The sequence below is a fragment of the Thalassoglobus neptunius genome (assembly GCF_007859735.1).
GTDB lineage: Bacteria > Planctomycetota > Planctomycetia > Planctomycetales > Planctomycetaceae > Thalassoglobus > Thalassoglobus neptunius.
In genome coordinates, this window is the sequence record NZ_SIHI01000133.1 from 1 (window position 1) to 1,699 (window position 1,699).

General features: G+C 54.3%; 2 protein-coding genes. One reads left to right on the forward strand and one right to left on the reverse strand.

Translation table 11 applies throughout. The features are described 5' to 3' along the window. A complete protein-coding gene (locus tag KOR42_RS28085; RefSeq protein ID WP_390620856.1) occupies positions 1-162 on the forward strand; it encodes an integrase core domain-containing protein in 162 nt (53 codons plus the stop codon). A gap of 9 nt (positions 163-171) precedes the next feature. Here KOR42_RS28085 and KOR42_RS26200 read toward each other — a convergent pair. Continuing rightward, positions 172-1,699: RHS repeat-associated core domain-containing protein (locus KOR42_RS26200; protein WP_231741155.1), on the reverse strand; the 1,528-nt coding region annotated here is incomplete at its 5' end.

Genomic DNA, 1,699 nt, shown 5'->3' on the forward strand with positions numbered 1-1,699 from the left:
ATTCAGGACTGGCGGATGACTTACAACCACCGCCGTCCGCACAGCTCTCTTGGAGGGTTGACGCCTGCCGAATTTTCGACTCAGTGTGCTTCCGTTCCAGAGAAGGTTCCGCCTACGGCTCCACCTTCTCCTCCACTCCAGCACACTGACTTACTTACCTAACCCCAACTCTCATAAGCCTGGTTCAAACTTCGGGGGCATTTCACCACCCCCAGCGTTCAAGCAATTCGCGGGGAATCCGAATTCATACGATGGGTAATATGCATCAATAAAATTGTCCATCCAATGGAAGCATCGGTTATACGGACCTGGCCTAGGTGTGTTTTTTACTTGCGTCATTAGTGTAGCAAGCGCTTTTTCGCATTCGGGATCACCTTCACAACAGTCGATTGCTGTTTGCTCGTCGTTTGTTAGAGGACTGCATTTCCTAGAATATCCACATCCGCTTCCCCCAAACGAACTGTACGATGAAGTTGCGAGTTCTGAGCATGGCTTTTTGGTGTAGTGAAACGCCGTTCGAGAAGTGGCACTACCGCCATATCCAGTAGCGCTGAAGTTAGTCGTTGTGCACTTACAGATCGCTCCACCAGATGGATCAACTCCAGTTGGTGCGAAAGAAATATTGTAGAGTCCGGAACCGTTAACATAACGATAAGGATCCCTGCCAATAAACCTCCCCAGGGTGGAGTCCATGTACCTTGCGCGGAAGTAGTGGAGACCTGTTTCGTGGTCGAGCCGTCTGCCAGTGAATGCGTATGTGTTGCCGTAGCTGGAGGTGGAGCGGGTACTCATGTCGGAGGGATCGCGGATGTCGACGGTGCCGTACGGCGTGTAGGTGTACAGCTCGATCACGTTGTCGCTGATGTCGGTCAGGCCGACGACGTTGAACACGCGGTTGTGGTGGTAGTAGTAGGTGACCGGTGTTGAAGAATGGTCGGTGATCGAGAGGGGTTCGTCGACGTATTCGCCGTACGTGTAGGTTCTCGCCAGGTTAGTGCTGCCTGCTCCGACTTTTTCGTACTCGGCGAGGACTTGACCGCCCACGCTTGAGAGCGGTGGGAGCAACTCGTAGCTGTTGATGTAGATCGTGCGGGTGACGACGGTCGTCATCCCGGAGTCGTCGTTGACGACTTTCGCCACCCGGCGGCCGAGGGCATCGTACTCGTAGGTGTGCGTCCCTTCGATCCCGCGTACGGAACTGGAACCGGTCGTGGCTTGTTGGAGATGGTTGTCGAAGTCCCAGACGTAGGTGTGGTTGTCAGCATCGGTGAGCAGGTTGCCTTTGGCATCGTACGTCAGCGAGTTCGCTCCGATCGCGGTTAACTCGTGGACATCGTTGTGGGTTCTGCTGACGGCTCCACCGCCGCTCTCGTTGAACGAGTTCCAGTCGCCTACCAGCGAAAGGCTCCAGTCCTGGTCGTCACTGTTTGAGCGGTCCCAGCTAGTGAGGCGATCTTCGTCATCGTATCCAGCTGTGAAGCTGCCATCGTCCATGTCACCCGAAGCATCGAACGTCTCCGCGGTGACGTTTTTGTTGTCATACGCATAATCGATCGACAACTCCGGATAACCGTAAGCGCCGTTTGGAGTGCATGTTGACTTGGGTTGTATTCTTTGGGGTTTCTGGTTTTGGAATTCCTGGGGGATGGTGTCTTGTCGCGTGTGGGTTATTCTCGAGTGCAGTGGGTCGAGTGGATTG